The sequence below is a fragment of the Microvirga vignae genome, assembly GCF_001017175.1.
Classification (GTDB): domain Bacteria; phylum Pseudomonadota; class Alphaproteobacteria; order Rhizobiales; family Beijerinckiaceae; genus Microvirga; species Microvirga vignae.
The window spans coordinates 1-15,331 of sequence record NZ_LCYG01000047.1; the positions used below are offsets into that span (position 1 = coordinate 1).

12 protein-coding genes, 8 pseudogenes and 1 other annotated feature are annotated in these 15,331 nt (G+C 60.5%); of the genes and pseudogenes, 7 read left to right on the top strand and 13 right to left on the bottom strand.

Features of this window, described 5'->3' with window-relative positions; translation table 11 throughout:
* From AA309_RS35305 to AA309_RS18560, 4 genes and pseudogenes are all read left to right on the top strand, one after another.
* On the top strand, nt 1-514 hold a 514-nt coding region (locus AA309_RS35305), incomplete at its 5' end, for a type 2 periplasmic-binding domain-containing protein (RefSeq protein WP_047190510.1).
* A 90-nt stretch (nt 515-604) separates the two neighbouring features.
* A pseudogene (locus tag AA309_RS18550) lies at nt 605-1,426 on the top strand (ABC transporter permease).
* Complete coding sequence (locus tag AA309_RS18555; protein ID WP_047190511.1) at nt 1,402-2,151, top strand: ABC transporter ATP-binding protein; 750 nt, start codon at nt 1,402-1,404, stop codon at nt 2,149-2,151. The pseudogene AA309_RS18550 and the gene AA309_RS18555 overlap by 25 nt, the downstream one beginning before the upstream one ends.
* Before the next feature lie 678 nt (nt 2,152-2,829).
* The gene (locus AA309_RS18560; protein ID WP_047190512.1) at nt 2,830-3,015 is read left to right on the top strand and encodes a hypothetical protein; all 186 of its coding nucleotides are present in this window, start codon (nt 2,830-2,832) and stop codon (nt 3,013-3,015) included.
* A gap of 770 nt (nt 3,016-3,785) precedes the next feature.
* On the opposite strand, the gene AA309_RS18565 is transcribed toward AA309_RS18560, so the two are convergent.
* A protein-coding gene (locus AA309_RS18565; RefSeq protein ID WP_150117637.1) for an IS5 family transposase occupies nt 3,786-4,555 on the bottom strand; the annotation gives its coding sequence in 2 pieces (ribosomal slippage) (nt 3,786-4,234 and nt 4,234-4,555; 771 coding nt in all).
* Nucleotides 4,556-4,938: 383 nt separating this feature from the next.
* Nucleotides 4,939-6,093 carry a homocitrate synthase/isopropylmalate synthase family protein gene (locus AA309_RS18575; protein ID WP_047190514.1) on the bottom strand — a complete coding sequence of 385 codons (1,155 nt, stop codon included), beginning with the start codon at nt 6,091-6,093 and terminating at the stop codon, nt 4,939-4,941.
* Nucleotides 6,094-6,375: 282 nt separating this feature from the next.
* Here AA309_RS18575 and AA309_RS18580 point away from each other — a divergent pair, with 282 nt between their 5' ends.
* Nucleotides 6,376-6,681 carry a hypothetical protein gene (locus tag AA309_RS18580; RefSeq protein ID WP_047190515.1) on the top strand — a complete coding sequence of 102 codons (306 nt, stop codon included), beginning with the start codon at nt 6,376-6,378 and terminating at the stop codon, nt 6,679-6,681.
* 376 nt (nt 6,682-7,057) lie between these two features.
* Nucleotides 7,058-7,222 (top strand): annotated as a pseudogene (locus AA309_RS33260) (IS6 family transposase); the annotation flags it as partial.
* Between the two features lie 112 nt (nt 7,223-7,334).
* Here the strand turns inward: AA309_RS33260 and AA309_RS33265 are convergent.
* The 9 genes and pseudogenes from AA309_RS33265 to AA309_RS33270 form a co-directional block, all read right to left on the bottom strand.
* Nucleotides 7,335-8,254, bottom strand: a pseudogene (locus AA309_RS33265) (IS3 family transposase); the annotation flags it as partial.
* Nucleotides 7,857-7,973, bottom strand: a sequence feature (AL1L pseudoknot). Its footprint overlaps the pseudogene before it by 117 nt.
* 50 nt (nt 8,255-8,304) lie before the next feature.
* Nucleotides 8,305-9,285, bottom strand: a pseudogene (locus AA309_RS18595) (IS110 family RNA-guided transposase); the annotation flags it as partial.
* Nucleotides 9,251-9,544, bottom strand: a pseudogene (locus AA309_RS35310) (hypothetical protein); the annotation flags it as partial. The pseudogenes AA309_RS35310 and AA309_RS18595, both read right to left, overlap by 35 nt.
* A 2-nt stretch (nt 9,545-9,546) precedes the next feature.
* Nucleotides 9,547-9,762 (bottom strand): annotated as a pseudogene (locus AA309_RS36600) (7-carboxy-7-deazaguanine synthase QueE); the annotation flags it as partial.
* Nucleotides 9,759-10,115 carry a 6-carboxytetrahydropterin synthase QueD gene (gene queD / locus AA309_RS18605; protein WP_047190518.1) on the bottom strand — a complete coding sequence of 119 codons (357 nt, stop codon included), beginning with the start codon at nt 10,113-10,115 and terminating at the stop codon, nt 9,759-9,761. The gene queD and the pseudogene AA309_RS36600, both read right to left, overlap by 4 nt.
* 8 nt (nt 10,116-10,123) lie before the next feature.
* The gene (queC, locus tag AA309_RS18610) at nt 10,124-10,834 is read right to left on the bottom strand and encodes a 7-cyano-7-deazaguanine synthase QueC (RefSeq protein WP_047190533.1); all 711 of its coding nucleotides are present in this window, start codon (nt 10,832-10,834) and stop codon (nt 10,124-10,126) included.
* A 252-nt stretch (nt 10,835-11,086) separates the two neighbouring features.
* Nucleotides 11,087-11,422, bottom strand: a complete 336-nt coding sequence (locus AA309_RS18615) for a type II toxin-antitoxin system VapC family toxin (RefSeq protein ID WP_047190519.1) — start codon at nt 11,420-11,422, stop codon at nt 11,087-11,089.
* The gene (locus AA309_RS18620; protein ID WP_047190520.1) at nt 11,419-11,685 is read right to left on the bottom strand and encodes a type II toxin-antitoxin system Phd/YefM family antitoxin; all 267 of its coding nucleotides are present in this window, start codon (nt 11,683-11,685) and stop codon (nt 11,419-11,421) included. The genes AA309_RS18615 and AA309_RS18620 overlap by 4 nt, the downstream gene beginning before the upstream one ends.
* Before the next feature lie 952 nt (nt 11,686-12,637).
* Nucleotides 12,638-12,784, bottom strand: coding sequence for a DUF1127 domain-containing protein (locus AA309_RS33270; RefSeq protein WP_084731233.1), 147 nt, complete (start codon nt 12,782-12,784; stop codon nt 12,638-12,640).
* A 323-nt stretch (nt 12,785-13,107) separates the two neighbouring features.
* Here AA309_RS33270 and AA309_RS18625 point away from each other — a divergent pair, with 323 nt between their 5' ends.
* On the top strand, nt 13,108-13,302 hold the full coding sequence (locus AA309_RS18625) for a hypothetical protein (RefSeq protein WP_047190521.1): 195 nt from the start codon (nt 13,108-13,110) through the stop codon (nt 13,300-13,302).
* Between the two features lies 1 nt (nt 13,303).
* On the opposite strand, the pseudogene AA309_RS36605 reads toward AA309_RS18625, so the two are convergent.
* Nucleotides 13,304-14,010, bottom strand: a pseudogene (locus AA309_RS36605) (IS1595 family transposase); the annotation flags it as partial.
* Between the two features lie 45 nt (nt 14,011-14,055).
* Nucleotides 14,056-15,209 (bottom strand): annotated as a pseudogene (locus tag AA309_RS18635) (IS256 family transposase).
* Nucleotides 15,210-15,331 lie beyond the last annotated feature (122 nt).

The window sequence follows — 15,331 nt, forward strand, 5'->3', positions numbered from 1 at the left end:
ACCAGCGGGTTTGCGACAGTTCCTCGGCGATGCCTATGTCAATGCGCTGGCGAGTAAGCTCGTCGATGCAGCGCCGATTGCGGAGGGGAATAAGCAGCGCTTCATTCAGAACTACGCCAAGGACGGGGCTAAGGCGCTCGCGCACGGCCTGCGTGACGATCCCGCTTATCTGTATGTGGTGAAATCCTCTCTTGAGGATCCTGACAAAGCCGCAGCCATCCGCGCCTATGTCGGGGCATGGGGCCGTGCCACGAAATGGATCGAGACGCATCCCGAAGAATGGATCAACGGATACTACATCAAGGACCAGGGCCTGAAAGATGACGCTGCGCGGTTTCTGGTGGAATCGAACGGCCATCCGGATGTGCCACTCGATTGGAACGGGGCGATCGAACGCCAACAGGAAACGGTCGACCTGCTCGCGGAAGAACTGAAGAAGCCAGCCCTGAAAGCGGAAACCCTGTTCGACCGCCGATTCGAGACAGTTGCCGGCGCTGCCTATCGGGGAGAGTAAACCATGGTGAACCTTTCGATCCCAAGCGCCGATTCTGCCTCCGGTGCACCAAGACACCAGCAATGGCTCAGAAGGCCGAGCCTTGGCAGGATCCAGTCCTCGCCATCGACCACGAGCAACCGGACCGGACGCCAGCGGCGGCGCAAGCTTGGACCAGGTCCGACCATCCCTTATGGGACTGCGATTGGCCCTGCGCTACTCCTCATCCTGTGGAGCATCGGCTCGACCACTGGCTATATCGACGACCGCATCCTGTCAGCACCATGGACTGTCGCGCTGACCGGCCTTGAACTGACCTTGAACTGATCCAAGATGGCCGCTTACAGGAGAATCTCTGGACCTCCTTCGTCCGTTCCTTCTGGGGTCTGTTCTGGGGCATCGCTTGGTGTCATCGCCGGCCTGAGCCGCATCGGCGAGTATCTCGTCGACGGTCCGATCCAAATCAAGCGCGCCATCCCTGCGTTGGCCCTGATTCCTCTCCTGATGCTCTGGTTCGGCATCGGCGAAGGCATGAAGATCCTGACCATCGCACTGATCACGTTCGCACCGATCTATATCCAGACCCACGACGGCCTGCGCTCGACCGACGCCCGCTTCATCGAGCTGGCCGAGACGCTCGACCTCAGCAACCTGCAGTTCCTGCGCCATGTCGTGCTTCCGGCAGCTCTGCCGGGCTTTCTTCTCGGCCTACGCTTCGGCGTCACCTATACTTGGCTGGCGCTCGTCGTCGTCGAACAGGTCAATGCCACCAGTGGCTTGGGCTATATGATCAATCTTGCCCGCACCTACGGGCAGACCGAAGTCATCATCCTGTGCCTTGCCGTCTACGCTGCGCTCGGCTTGAGCTCGGACTGGCTGGTACGCTTTATCACGCGAAAGGCCCTCCCATGGCGAAAGATCTTGGCGGACTGATCCGGGAGCCTGTCGTGCAGGTGCGCAGGCACAGGCGCCGTTACGGCGAGCGCACGATTGTCGACGGCGTCGATCTTGATATCGGCCGCGGCGAGTTCGTCGCTCTGCTCGGTCGCTCAGGCTCCGGCAAGAGCACGATCCTGCGCGCACTCGCTGGCCTTGACCATGGCGTTCCAGGCTCAGGCCAGGTTGACACTCCCGACGCAATCTCGGTCGTGTTCCAGGATGCCCGACTGCTGCCGTGGAAGAAGGTGATTGACAATGTCACGCTCGGATTGAAGGGAGGGGCCTCCCGCGAGCGCGCATTTAAGGCTTTGGAAGAAGTCGACCTGGCGCCGCGCGCAACCGCTTGGCCGATGCAGCTTTCCGGCGGCGAACAGCAGCGCACTGCCCTAGCACGTTCGCTGGTCCGCGAGCCTGAGTTCCTCCTGCTCGATGAGCCGTTCGGAGCGCTCGACGCTTTGACCCGGCTGCGGATGCAGGCCCTTCTGCTCGATCTGTGCGCCCGTCACCAGCCGGCAGTGCTGTTCGTGACGCATGATGTCGATGAGGCAATCCGCCTGGCACAGCGCATTCTTATTCTCGATCAGGGCCGTTTCACGGTGGATCTGGAAGTCAATTTACCCTCTGACAGAGGAGAGCGCGAGCTACGCGTCGCGCAACTGCGCGCTCAGCTGTTGACTAGCCTCGGCGTGACTGAGAAGGAGCTGCGCCGCGTTGCGTGATGGGGGCGAGGACAAACTTCGAAGAGTGAATGTCCTCAGCTGATCTGGTGCCTGCATAGCTCAGGGCTGTCGTTAAAAAAAGCAAACGCTGCGCCTCAATGGGCTTGAACAGGATCATCAGGGCCACCCATCGAGCGCTCAGGTCCACCTCGGCGCCAATGGGAGCCTTAGGATAACACTCGCTGTGTGCCCCGGAAGAGCTTTGGAGCTGCGGTCATCATATTGTGACTTGTCCAGGTTAATGGAACGGGGCTGCCGATCCAGCAAGCTCCACCGCCAACTTGCGGAAAAGTTTTCTTTCGTTCGCTTTCCGACAGAAAGTCATTCGCGTTTGAGCGATGAATTAAAAAACCCATTCCCGTTGACGGAGCCATGAGGCCAAGCCACTTTCTCAGGGTCTCAGAACCCGATCTGGCATTCGAGACCGCGGTGATTTGAAGTGAGCAGCTTGCGCCGCGAAACCAAACGCTAAAGCGTCACGATGCGTCGCATGCGCCTCGTGATCCCATCGAAGGGTTGCGATCATGATTGTTGCTCTGCTGAACTTCGCCTTGCATCGAGTGGTGCGTCGGGCTCGCGGCACCCGGAGCTGGTGTCGCCACTATTAAACAGCCTTTTCCCGTCCTTGAGACAACCGCATCATTGCCAACCCAACGTTCGCGGCAGAGGGCTTCTGTCATGCCACATACCACTCACGTTATTGAAGTCGGAGACGTTACCGCCGGCATCGTTGTCGCCGTCGAAGGCGGCTTCCGGTTCTTCGCCGCCGGCTTCGCCTTCAAGTCCCTCGATCTGGCCATCTTTGCCTCGATCGAGGAGGCCAGCCGGGCGGCGCGTGAAAAACTCACCCGGCGTCGTCGCTGAACAACCCTGCAAGGTTAACATGAACCCCAAAACGCTTCTGGTGACAGTCGTTGCCGTCGCGACAGCGCTGTTCGTCTCGGCCTTCCGCGTGCAGGCTGCCAATGAAGGCCCTCTCGTGACCACGGAGTGACCCGAAAGGAGGTAACGTAGCGGCCTGTTCGCTGTCTGAGCCAAGATCCGCCAAGCCGGTCAAGATCCATGCCGATCGCTATCATTGCATCCCCAGGCAGCGGCGCAGAGGGACAAACTGGGCCGATCATGACGCTGCCTGCGCCAGCGGGAAAGCCTCACAGTGCGGTTCTCCGAGCAGGCGACTGCCGCATGGCAGGCCGAACCCTCGCGACGGGCAGGATGATCACCTCATCGAGATAGCTCAGCACGGGGAGACGTCCGGGATGAGGTCGACGAGGCTGAGACATCGGCGGCAGTTGCCGCCGCTGCAGCCTTCACAGACTCCGGCACCGGCGGTTTCAAGCCGCAAGGGAGAGGGCAACGACATCCTTGTTGATGGCGCGCGCCCAATCCGTCAGCCGGGCCCCGATCCTTATCCCTTGCCCTTTCCTGAGATATGTTGTTCTCATCCGAAGCGCTGGCTACTTCGCTGAACCCAGTGGTAAAATGGTTCGAACATCGTTGTATTCTCGTTTTATTGCGAAACTAATCTTGCCATTGTTCAAAATAAAACCAGTCGAATAGTCTGCACTATAGTCGGTAATACTGATATTTACGACGTCAATATTTACGATGCATAGAATTTCAATTACGGCCTGTTAGCGCTTGATCCAGTCGAGAGTGGCCGCGAGGCAAAGTACGCCCATGAAGGATCGGGCGGTCTTCTCGTAGCGCGTTGCAACGGCTCGCCACTCTTTGAGCCTGGCCCAGAGCCGCTCGACGACATTGCGGTTGGTGTAGATCGAGTCTGGACAGGCCACCGGCGCCTCATTGGACTTGGCCGGGATCGCCCGCTTCGCACCGATGCTCCAGGTGTGCTCGCGGAAGCTGTGACTGGAATAGCCACGATCGGCTACCACCCAAGCGGGCACATCTGGTAAGCTGTCGACCAGCGGAATGGCTTCAGGCAGCTCATGCGCCTGACCGGGCGCGATGCGGAAGGCAATCGCGCGTCCCAAGCTGTCGGCGATCACGCAAGCCTTGGTGCCATAGCCGCCACGAGAACGACCAAGTGCTTCACGATCGTCTCGTTGAGCTTGAGAGCCCCTTTTCGGCGAGCCCCTGCAGCCTTCTGGTGCGCCCGCACGCTGGTGCCGTCCAGAAAAATCATGCGGAGCAGGATACCACGCTCCTGCACCAGGTTGAGCAGGCGCTCCCAGACACCCAGGCGAGCCCAGCGGATGAAGGTCTGAGCGGCCCGCCACCACGGGCCCAGTTCCGTCGGCACAGCGCGCCACTTGGCGCCGTTCTCATGCCGCCAGAGGATGGCCTCGAACGTCCGACGCAGATCTTGCGGCGGCGTCTTGCCCTTCGGACGACATTGTTCCACCAGCGGCTCCAGCATCGCCCATTGTGCATCCGTCAGCATGGCTCCTCCTCAAGTCAGGACGAGCAAAACGCCTCCAAGTGCAAAGGGTTCAAGTCATAACAGGCCGTAGCCCTAGAATTCTGCAGAATTCTTCAGCCTCTCGGATCCGCGCTGCAATTTGCGCATTAGGCCATATGACCGAATGATCGAAAAAGACGCCCACGCGGCTCGGGTCAAAAACCCTCTGAATATCGTGTTTTTTGAAGAGCCTTGCGAGAGTTGGAGAGTTGCCGTCTTGGATATAGATTCGGTCTACCTTGACGGTCACGAAGTCTCCAGGACGAGCCCTGCCTTCGACCATATGGTCGCTTATGATATCGTCTACTAACATTTGGGATCACCTCAAGCGGGGGATTGGCGTCGAAGATCGAGGTCCGCAACACTTAGTTTGGCGCGGCATTGCCCGTCGCGTCGCTTTCGACTGCCCGATAGATGTCGATAAGTTGTGCCGAGGTAATCTCGCTCCCTTGGAGGATCGATTGCTGCCGAACTTTGTCGAGACAGTCGACCAGCAGATCCGGCGCAACAGCAATATTGGCGTTTTTAAGCGTATACTCGATTGCTGCTCGGCCAGCGTGTTTACCGATCACTATTCGTCTGGTGCCTCCGACCTCATCTGGTGAGATCGGTTCGAATGACCGAGGATCTTTTAGCATCCCGTTAGAGTGGATCCCGGATTCATGAGCGAAGACGTTCTTCCCGACGACAGGGCGCCACGGCTCATTCGCTACGCCTGTATGGTTAGATACCAGATTCGCAAGGTCGGTCAGTTTAGTTGTATCGATCCCAAGATCCCGATCATAGATGCACTTTAGGGCCATGACCATTTGGGCGAGGTCAGGCATGCCTGCGCGTTCGGACATTGAATTTACGCAAACGTGGAAGAACTTGGCGCCTGCCTTGAGGCCGGCGATTGTGTTAGCGACAGCAAGTCCAAAGTCATTGTGACAGTGACAATGCACGGCAATATCTGCTGCTCGAACGGCGAATGAGACGCGCTCGGCGTAGCCTTCAGGTCCCAGTATGCCGATCGTGTCAGACAGTCTTAGTCGGTCTGCTCCGGCTTCAGCGACAATCCCGGCATAGTCCTGTAAAAATGAAGCGTCAGTGCGGCCTACATCTTCCGCACTTATGGATACAAAAGCCCCGCGGTCTTTCGCATACTTAACCATGTCGGAGGCTTGTTGCGATACCCAGGATCGGTCCTTAGCAACACTCGATTTGAGATGAACATCGGACGTCGGAAGCCCGATATGAACAGCTTTAAAGCCCATATCTAAGGAGAAGCAGATGTCGTCCTTTACGCCGCGGTTCCATGCAACAAGAACAGCTTGGTCCGCGTAATCCAGGGATGCGTGAAGGTAGTCAAGTTCCTCCCCACCCATCTTGGGGATCCCGACCTCGATCCATTTCACACCTGCACCGAGCAGTGCCTGGAGTATTTCGAGTTTCTGGACCTTCGATAGTGCTACACCGGGAGCTTGCTCTCCATCACGGAGGGTGGTGTCTTCTAGGATCAAGTCAGTCCGCATTTGCATGATTGCCTCCGCTGAACATGGGTACTCAGTGAGCCAACCGGTCTGGGATGATAAGTACACAACCTGTCGGAGATCCAGATGTACGATCAACCAGCACCAGTGGTAAGCTACAAGGCCGAATCGACGGCATTCAAGCGAAAGATGCAACCAGAGCGTGTTTTTTGGCTGTAACACTGCCCTATGTGGCATCTGATGGCCATTCTCGGGTTTAAAGGCCAGAGCAGAGCTATCAACGGTTGATTCGGAAGCGGTGGCGAATGCGGAGTGAAAGGCGAGAGCCGCATGAGCGAACCGGACGAAGATCCTCAGCGGTTTTCGCCCATTGAAGACGGCCCGAGACGAGCAGCGGCAGGCACGCATTCTAGTCGCCAGCTCCGAGGAATAGGTGATTACCCTGGCGGCGCAGAGATCGGACAGATCGTCTTCCGGGTCACCAATCAGACCGAAATTCAGCCGGGTTCGGGAGCAGGACCAATGAAGCGAGCCATAGTCCTCGATTGCGGCAAGCACGCCTGCGATGACGTCAGGATGGTGGTCGAGGCCAAGATAGCAATATTTAACGAAATCAACATGTCCCGACCGGCATGATCGCCGCGCTCCAGACGGATGGTCCGACCGTTTCCCGATCGGCCGTAAACATCCATCAATCCCCGAGAATGAGATTCCCCATGTTCAATAATGGCGGCCGTGTTGCGAACAGGGCGCGTTGACGACGGCGTGTGCAAACGAGGAGCACTCATGCCGGATAGGTGTTGCCAATCAGTTTGCGACAAAGCCTGTCTCCTTAATCCGTGACCCGTTTGCACATACCTATGCATGCACTGTGCCAAAGGAGAAAATTACTTCTAAACAATATGATGGCTCTCATACTGCTATGTCGCATGTCCGACATCGTCGAAAATCGGACAATACGGGGCACCATCAAGTTAACTGGTGGGTGACCGCATAGAGGCATATGTGAGGGATGAAGAACGTCCGTCACCCTCGCAATGTCCGCCACCGCTTCCCGGCTGAAGTGATCAGCTACGCCATCTGGTTGTACTTCCGCTTTCCCTTGAGCCTGCGCATGGTCGAGAAGATGCTCGCAGCTCGAGGCATTCTGGCGAGGGGAAAGACACGGATCTGGTCGATCAGAGTGTGGGTCAGGCCACGCCGGGACACCTTGCGGCACCAGCCACTCTAAACGGTCTATCGCTGTGAGGGTCAGGCCGCCCAGGAACACTGGTCAGGGCATACTTACTGTCGCTGTGGTGAATGAGGTTGGCTCGCCGCAGGGGCTGCCGGTCATGGAGAGCCTGCTCGAGGGCATCGAGCACGAACTCGGCCCGGGCCGAGCGCAACACACGCCAGCCCACGATCCGGCGGGCGAAGGCGTCGATCACGAAGGCCACAGAGACGAAGCCCGACCAGGTCGCGACAAAGGTGAAGTCGCTGACCCACAGGGCGTTCGGCTGCGGCGCCGTGAACTGCCGGTTGACCCGGTCGCGCGGGCATGGCGCTGAGGCGTCGCTGACGGTCGTCCGGATGCTCTTGCCGCGAACCACGCCCTTCAGGCCCATCTGCCGCATCAGCCCGGCGACCGTGCAGCGCACCACCGCGAGCCCTTCACGCTTCATCCGGTGCCAGACCTTGCGGACGCCATAGACGCCGAAGTTCGCCGCAAAGACCCGGCGGATCTCCTGGCTGAGTTCGGCATCCCGGCGTTCCCGGGCCGGCCTGCGGTCGGGATCGGCCCTGCGGGCGGCGTGCTCGTAGGAGGTCGACGGGGCGATCGGCAGAACGCGGCAGATCGGCTCGACCCCGTAAACCTCCCGATGCGCGTCGATCAACGCCGTCATGGCTTGAAGCGGCGGTCGAGCTCCGCCTGGGCAAAATACGCGCTGGCTTTGCGCAGGATCTCGTTGGCCGGGCGCAGTTCCCGCACCTCACGCTCGAGCGCTTTGATCCGCTCCTGCTCTGTGCTTGTCGGCCCGGCCCGAAGGCCCTGGTCGCGCTCCGCCTGCCGCACCCAGTGGCGCAGGGTCTCGCCCGAGCAGCCGATCTTCGCCGCGATCGATCGGATCGCGTCATACTGGGAGGTGTACTCGTCCCGGTGATCGAAAACCATCCGGACCGCCCGCTCGCGGACCTCTGGTGAATAAGGAGGTGTTCTCTTGGTCATGGCTCCATCCTGTCAGGAGTGGGAGCCTCCGGGAATCCCGGCGCGGTTCAGTGGGCTGCTCCTTTCTGGCCGCGGGTGGCCGGGTGTCCCGCCTTAAGTTCGAGCTCGCGCATCTTCTTGGCATGCAGCGCCGGGCGGGCCCACAGATAGCTCTCGCCCTTGTGCAGCAAATGCCAGATCAGGACGGCGACCTTGCGGGCGGTTGCCACCGCCGCCACATGCTGGCCACGCCGGCTGCTCACCCGAAGGAAGAACGCCCGCAGGGGACCAGGGGCTCGTGCTGCGGCCCAAGCGGCCTCGACCAGCATGCCGCGGGCATGCCCACGTCCCTGCTTGGTGATCCGTCCGTGGTAGGCAGGACCCGGACCGGACTGACGCACACTCGGATTGAGCCCGAGATAGCTGACCAGCTTCTCGGGTGCCTCGAAGCGCTGACCATCCCCGATCGCTGCCGTTAACGCGAGCGCCACCACCATGTCGATGCCGGGGATCGTCATCAAGCGCGCGACGCTCGCGTCAGCCAGAGCGGAGCGCGCGAGGTCCCGCTCGATCACCCGCAGATCTTCCACCAGTCGATCGAATTCCCGCAGATGCCGCTCAATGGCAGAGCGTTCATCGTCCGGCAGGATCTGTTCGGACAGCCAGGCCCGTCCCTTGGGACCGCACAGATCAGCTGTCGGGCATGCGGGGATCAGATGGGCGTGCAGGATCGATTGGATGATGTTCTTCAGCCGGGAGCGCTGACGCACGACTTGGTTGCGCCGCGTGACCTGGCGCCGCAACGCCTGGGTCGTCTCATCGGCGATCCAGACCTCCGGCAGAAAGCCACTGGCATAGAGCTGTGCCATGACTCCGGCATCGATGGTGTCGGTCTTGATCTTGGCATGGGCGATCACCCGCACCTGCTTCGGATTGGCAATGACCACCCGCTTCACATGCGGGCTGATCACCGCCGCCACGGCGGCCGCGTTGCCGGTCGCCTCGACCACGACCACGTCAGTGCACGACAATGTGGCCGCGAAGGCCTCGAGCCGGATACCGGCTCGCCACCCGCCGGGCATAGGCATAGTCATCCTTGTCAAACACAACGACCTTGACGACGCCGTGCGGTCCGCCCGCGGCGGCCCTGACAGACTCGTCCAGGGCCTGCCAGTCGGTGTCCATACCCGAGGAGGGCGGCTTCGGGCTGAGCATGAGCCAGTCGAGCGCGGCAAACCAGGGCTGGGGCACGCTGCCTTGGGTCTCCAGTGCGAACGTATAACCCTTCTGCCGGCCCAGCGCGATGAGCGGNNGCCGGACAGGCGCTCGACCTGCGCCATGATCTCGGTCGGTGCCATCAAGGTCCAGTCCTCGCGGAACTCGGGCAGCACCGCGTAGAGCGTATCGCACCAGCGGCAGCGGTAATCGCAGCCGCCCGTGCGCACGAACACGGTCGGGCGTCCGATCAGCGGGCCCTCGCCCTGAACGGTCGGGCCGAAGATCTCACTGACGCGGATGCTGCCCTTCATGGGCGGTATTCCGCCCAGGTTTTCGGGGTCTCACTGACCCGCACGGCCGCAACCTCTGGCCAGCGCGCTTTGCACCAGTCATAGAGCCATTGAGCGATGACCTCGGCGGTCGTCTGGTCGTGTCCGAGGACCTCGTTGAGGTGGCGATGGTCGAGGGTGTTGTCGATGAACGTCTTGAGCTCCGAAAGTTCGCGGTAGTCGCGGACGAAGCCGACCCGGTCGAGTTCGGCCGATTGCAGAATAACCTCGACCTCATAATTGTGGCCGTGCAACCGGGCGCAAGGATGTTCCGCGGGCAGGCCGCCGATCAGGTGCGAGGCGGAGAAGGCAAATCGTTTGGCAATGGTGTACATGGCTGTGCTTATGCTGGTTGCCGGGCTTGATGCTCGCGGCAGGCTTCGATCCAGTAGTCCGGATCCTCATACGGTGTAGGATCCTCGGCCCCGGCGAGGTGGAACGCCTCTCGCCGCTCGACGCAGGTGCCGCAGCGCCCGCAATGAACATCGCCGCCCTGGTAGCAGGACCAGGTTTCGGCAAAGGGCACGCCGAGCCGGGCGCCCTCGCGCACGATGTCAGCTTTGCCCACCCGCACGAAGGGCGTGTAGAGGGCGATGTTCGCTAATCCCTCCAGGGCGTAGCGCTGCATCACCTCGAACGCCTCCACGAAGTCCGGGCGGCAATCCGGATAGATGAAGTGATCGCCGCCATGGACGGCCGCCGCCACGGCATCGGCCTGCTCGGCGGCAGCCACACCGAAGGCAATCGCGAGCATGATGGCGTTGCGGTTCGGCACGACGGTAATCCGCATGGTGTCTTCCGCGTAATGCCCTTCGGGAACGGGTTCGCCGCTGGTCAGCGCCGAGCCGGTCAGGAGGCGTCCGACGGCCGAGATGTCGATGATGTCATGCGGCACGCCGAGGCGGGCGGCGCAGGCCTGCGCGGAGCCGAGCTCCTTTTTATGGCGCTGGCCGTAGTCGAAGGACACGAGGCGGGTGAGGGTTCGCTCAGCCGCGACCTTGTGGGCGAGGGTGACGGAGTCCAGTCCGCCGGAACAGATGACGAGGGTCTTCACGAGGGCTCCTTGTTTTGACCGGGTAGGCTGCGACCGGATCGGCTCATGGCCGATGAACATCAGGCGGATTGAACCTGCAAAGGTGCCACCCGCTTTCCCGTGTAGAAAGACCTGTCTTGAGAGGAAGTCATTGGAACATTGCTGAGTAAATGAGACGTGCTCGTATATTCGAGACGGGCCAGGGAATGGTTGTATTCAAGGGCCAGTGCTGCAGGTAGCATGCGCAACAGGGTAAGCCGAAGTATGTTTGTCCTATGAGAGAAAAGTGAGCCCTTCAGCGATGGCTTGAGCAATGAGCAAATGGTCAAAGGGATCCTTGTGGTGCATCGGCAGGCCTACCAGCTCCTCAAGATGTTTGGGATGAATATCGAGCATCTCAAAACCCTGCGCATCGATGGCGGCAACGATTTCAGTGATATCAGCCTCAAGCTTTCCGACCCGCACCTTCACCACAATTTCCCATAATGAGACTGCGCTGACCAGAATGTCGTTTGCAGGGTCGGTTATGAGATCTTGGGCCTTGCTTTCGATCCTACTGTCCCCGGCAAGCCACCAGAGAAGGGCATGGGTATCGAGAAGAAGTCTCAATCTTCGTTCCCCTCCATTGCAGACAGGATATCAGCAGGGAGGACGTCAAAGTCCTCCGCCATACGAATTTTGCCTTTCAACATGCCCGCTACGCGGCGCGGACGCTCCGGATTTGATGGCGGCTTGATCTCGGCGATCACCTCATTGCGTGACATAACCAGGAATGATGTGCCATGGCGGGCTTGCCGAAGCAGTCCGCTCAAGTTTGCCCGCAGCTCGCGAACTCCAACGCGAATTTGCTTTTCCTTCTCAGAGTGAATCATGGCCAGATCCTTTGTGTACCCTTATGTGTACACAAATGGCATGATCGAGGCAAGCCTGCCCCGCTTCATCCTGCATGATGCCCGTCCGGGGATACTGCCTCAAAAGCTGAGCAAATCACGCGATTGTCTCAGCTGCTTTGGCGGTCGGGTCCCTGTGAAGACGGCTTTCGGCAAGCTGACCATAGTTATTTGCCTCAGTTGCTATGCATTTCCCCAGTCAACGGCGAGCGGACCGGAAAAACCGTCGTGCTGGAAGGAGGCTGGCCGAGGACGAGCGGCTGCCAAGGTACGACTGCCGCACACGCCATCACGAGGACAGTGCAGCCGCGCCTCGTGGTTGCCCATAGAAGCAGGAACACCAGGCGCAAATGCGCTTCTGTCCTGGCTGCGAGGCGATTAGCTTTCGTGACCGTGCCCGAAGGGCGGCAAGGCACGATTGTTCAGGCACATCTCTCATGAGCACCGGCCAACGTTTTCTTCTCGCCCCGTCCATGGTTCGCCTGGTCCAGAAGGAGAGGCCGGGCAGTCTCGTTCTGAGCACCCACGGGTCCTATGGTCCCGGGGCGGCGCATGCGGCTAAGATAGTGTGTCGTCTCCATCGGAACATCTGGTCTGGGAAAGCCCATCAAGCGCCGACTGCTGCCGATCGCCCAGATGCCCGTCGCCCGGCATGCGTGTAACCCGTGCGCCAAAGGACAGGCCGCGATCAGGCCTGTGCTCAGTGCTCCCCCGGCCCCGACCGCGAGCCCGAGTGGGTGAGGTATCGAGACAAAGCGTGCGAAGTGGCTCGCGATAAGACGCCCCGTGAGAACCCTCGCACCGGTTTTCTCCGCTGGAAGAGAAGCGGGAGGAGAGGAGGGGCACTCGTCTGTGCCGCATGTCGTCGAGAACGCGAACGCCCACTCGTCAGCGGGCGTCGATGCCCGCTGTGGTGCAGCAAGATATCAGGCCGCTATCTCCGGCGAGCGATGCGGTCGATCTGGAAGCGCCTGATGCCGAGGTCATCGAGTTCACGATCAGAGAGCCTGGACAGCTCGTTGACGGTCGCGCGGTAATGCATGTAAGCACGGATCTGAGCAAGAATCTGGGACACGAACATCTGGAACTCCTGTCAGTTCGCTGGCGTGAGGGCGGCTGTTGTTCCTGCATGTGCAGTGCAATAAACATATCTGTGCGATGCACAAATGAGCAGGGATGCGAGAACCGAGGCAGGCATGCTCAAGATGCATGCTGCTGTCATAAATCGTTAATCGGAGAGCTCACAGAGCATTGCCGGGACGTTCCGGAGAAGGATTTTTCTGCCCATCCCTCCTTTCCCGGGAGCGAGGCAGTGAAGCGCACAGAATTGTTCAGAGTAGGCTCTGCGGGGAGCATGAGAGTTTGCGGGGCAGCCGTTAAGAGGGTCCCCTCCGGAAGGCGGCGATGAAGCCAATCGACAGCCGTGCACGTCGAGCCGAGACCACGGGCGACATGACATTGTCACCGGAACCGCTGACGGATTGGATTGATGCGCGGGAGAGTAGGGAGATGCAGCCCATCTCCTATGCTCGACATCAACTCCCGCCCGAGATCATCCGGCATGCGGTCTGGCTTTATTTGCACTTCACGCTCAGCTGAGGAAAACACCCGACACAGTGCGGCGCACCCGATCATTGAAGCCCTCAGCTGAGTTGATGTGAACCCGACCGCGGGCATATTCGCGAGCGGAATGGGAGACGGTGTTATGGGCCGCGAAGGCGCTGCCTATAATGACACGAATGCTTCCAATCATCGCTCATCAAATGAGCCTTGGGATCAACAGCCTCCGTGAGCACCCGGTCGGCCTCGGACTCCGATAGATCTTCGACAACCGTGGCGTGCGCCTCTCTAAGCGAGGCACCAATGCTCAGATCCGGCGGTCTCTGCACGACCACAAGTGCCGGTGTTTTCAAGGTTTTGGACTCGCTTTCGCTTCCACGACCGGGCGGCGATCGGTGCATCTCCCGCCGCGGCTTGCCACCACGATAGAAGCCGTCGATCTCGATGACACCATCCAAGGCCTGCTCGCGCCCAACCATCAGGCGCAAGGCATGGCCCATGCGCCAAGCCGTCGGCTGGCTGACGCCAAGCGCCTCGGCCAGGCGGATGGAGGAGATGCCCTTGTCTGACTGCAGCATCAGCCACAGGCCGGGGAGCCAAGTCCGTAGGGGCAGCTTGGTGGCGTGCAGAGGTGTTCATATTGTGACCGTGAACTGAAACCGGCAGGTGCCGCTTGAGCATTGATAGAGCCCGGGCCGTTCTCGCTTCCCGTTCTCCCCGGCGGGTCAAGGCGATGGAGCGGCGATATTGTGTGCGTCAAGTTCTGCAGAGCGGGGCGGCCGGTCAGGTTGGCTAAGCGGCTTCGCGAAGCTGATCCTTTTTGTGCTCCTTCAGATCGTCCATGTTGAGGTAGCGGTGCGCCTCGAGCCAGTTCTCATGGGTCTCGACCGCCAGCGCCCGCACCAGCCGGCAGCATGAGGCCACATTGGGGAAGATCCGCACCACGTAGGTGCACCGGCGGATCTCCTCGTTCAGGCGCTCAAGCATGTTGGTACTCTTGAGGTGCTTGTGGTGCTGGCGCGGCAAGCGGTAGAAGGTCAGCGTCTCCTCGATCGTCTCCTCGGCCCAGGCCACCAGATCGCGTCTGGCTTCCTCGACCGAGCGGCGGTCGTACAACCAGCGCAGCTCCTGCAGGCAATCATCGTCGGCCTTACGCGGCAGGTGATCGAGGGCATTGCGGAGGAAGTGCACGTAGCACCTCTGGTAGGCTGCCTCACTCAGCACCTCACGGATGGCCCCCCGCAGCCCCGCATGATCTTCAGCCACCACCAGCTCCACGCCTGAGAGACCGCGCTCGCGCAGGCCGAGCAGAAAGGTTTTCCAGGCGGATTGGCTTTCCCGGTTGGCCATCTCGACGCCGAGGATCTGGCGCCGCCCGTCCCAGTCGATGCCGACCGCAATCAGCACCGCCTGCGAGGTGACGAGGCCGCCCTCGCGCACCTTCTCGTAACGGGCATCCAGGATCAGGTACGGGAACGGCTCCTCGAGCCGGCGCGAGGCGAACTGGGCCAGGCTGTCATGAGGCGCTTGCTGATCGTGGAGATCGCCGAGGCCGAGAAGCTGTGGCCGCACAGCTCCTCGGTGATCGCTTTGACCTTGCGGGTGGAGACACCTTGGACGTACATCTCAGCGAGCGTGGCGACGAGCGCCTGCTCGGAGCGCTGATAGCGCTCGAACAGTTCGGTCGAGAAGCGCCCGCCGCGGTCCTGCGGCACCCGCAGCTCGAGCTTGCCTACCCGGGTGACCAGCGTGCGGCTGTAGTAGCCCGAGCGGTAGCCGAGCCGGGCTGCGATGCGCTCGCCTTTCTCGGCCCGGAGCGCATCGCTCATCTCGGCCTCGAGCATCTTCTGCATGACGGCACGGACGATCTCGCGCAGCCCGTCTGGGTTGTGGCTCAGAAGGTCCTTGATGGCAGCGGTGGCGGGTTTATCCTTGGTGCTGGTCATGGTGGGCTCCTCTCGGAGGGTGACATTGAACATCACCATCCTGCCATGACCGCCCCACTCAGGCGATTTGCAGAACCTTCACCACACTACTCATTGAACGGACAAGTGCTTGGCAAGAATTG

Excerpts from the sequence above, each read along its gene's own strand:
- AA309_RS18620 (WP_047190520.1), bottom strand. The coding sequence starts at position 11,685 with ATGATTCACTCTGAGAAGGAAAAGCAAATTCGCGTTGGAGTTCGCGAG.
- AA309_RS18625 (WP_047190521.1), top strand. The coding sequence starts at position 13,108 with ATGAAGCCAATCGACAGCCGTGCACGTCGAGCCGAGACCACGGGCGAC.
- AA309_RS18575 (WP_047190514.1), bottom strand. The coding sequence starts at position 6,093 with ATGCAAATGCGGACTGACTTGATCCTAGAAGACACCACCCTCCGTGAT.
- AA309_RS18560 (WP_047190512.1), top strand. The coding sequence starts at position 2,830 with ATGCCACATACCACTCACGTTATTGAAGTCGGAGACGTTACCGCCGGC.
- AA309_RS18580 (WP_047190515.1), top strand. The coding sequence starts at position 6,376 with ATGAGCGAACCGGACGAAGATCCTCAGCGGTTTTCGCCCATTGAAGAC.
- queD (WP_047190518.1), bottom strand. The coding sequence starts at position 10,115 with ATGTACACCATTGCCAAACGATTTGCCTTCTCCGCCTCGCACCTGATC.
- AA309_RS33270 (WP_084731233.1), bottom strand. The coding sequence starts at position 12,784 with ATGTTCGTGTCCCAGATTCTTGCTCAGATCCGTGCTTACATGCATTAC.
- AA309_RS18555 (WP_047190511.1), top strand. The coding sequence starts at position 1,402 with ATGGCGAAAGATCTTGGCGGACTGATCCGGGAGCCTGTCGTGCAGGTG.